We start from the raw sequence: 756 nt of genomic DNA on the forward strand, positions 1-756 counted from the left end.
TCCGTGTTTCTGGACAGGGTGAAGCGCGGCGGCTAAAAGGCCAAGTCCTAATCTTCTAAAACGCAGAGCCCATTTCCGCCGGTTTGCCGGCGGCCCTTCTGAAAAGGCAGCATTCATGAGTGGCGTGAACGAAATCCGGTCGACATTTCTCGACTACTTCCGCAAGGAGGGTCACGAGATCGTCGCGTCGAGTCCGCTGGTGCCGCGCAACGACCCGACGCTGATGTTCACCAACGCCGGAATGGTACAGTTCAAGAACGTCTTCACCGGCCTGGAGAAGCGGCCCTATTCGCGCGCCTCGACCGCCCAGAAGAGCGTTCGCGCCGGCGGCAAGCACAACGATCTCGACAATGTCGGCTACACCGCGCGTCATCTGACCTTCTTCGAGATGCTCGGCAACTTCTCCTTCGGCGACTATTTCAAGGAGCGCGCCATCGAGCTTGCCTGGAACCTGATCACCAGGGAATTCGGGCTGAGCAAGGACAAGCTGCTGGTCACCGTCTATCACACGGATGACGAGGCGGCCGGCTTCTGGAAGAAGATCGCCGGTTTTTCCGACGACCGCATCATTCGCATCGCGACCTCGGACAATTTCTGGGCGATGGGCGACACCGGACCCTGCGGGCCGTGCTCGGAGATCTTCATCGACCGCGGCGAGCACATCTGGGGCGGCCCTCCCGGCAGCCCGGAGGAGGACGGCGACCGTTTCCTGGAATTCTGGAACCTGGTGTTCATGCAGTATGAACAGGTGACGAA

At 60.2% G+C, this 756-nt stretch carries 1 protein-coding gene; it reads left to right on the forward strand.

The window, feature by feature from the left end:
• Window positions 1-115: 115 nt before the first annotated feature.
• Window positions 116-756, forward strand: a 641-nt coding sequence (locus tag EN884_RS37635; protein WP_245492074.1) for an alanine--tRNA ligase-related protein, incomplete at its 3' end; no start/stop codon positions are given.

This window comes from Mesorhizobium sp. M7A.F.Ca.AU.001.01.1.1, assembly GCF_004022735.1.
In the GTDB taxonomy this organism is placed as follows: domain Bacteria; phylum Pseudomonadota; class Alphaproteobacteria; order Rhizobiales; family Rhizobiaceae; genus Mesorhizobium; species Mesorhizobium ciceri.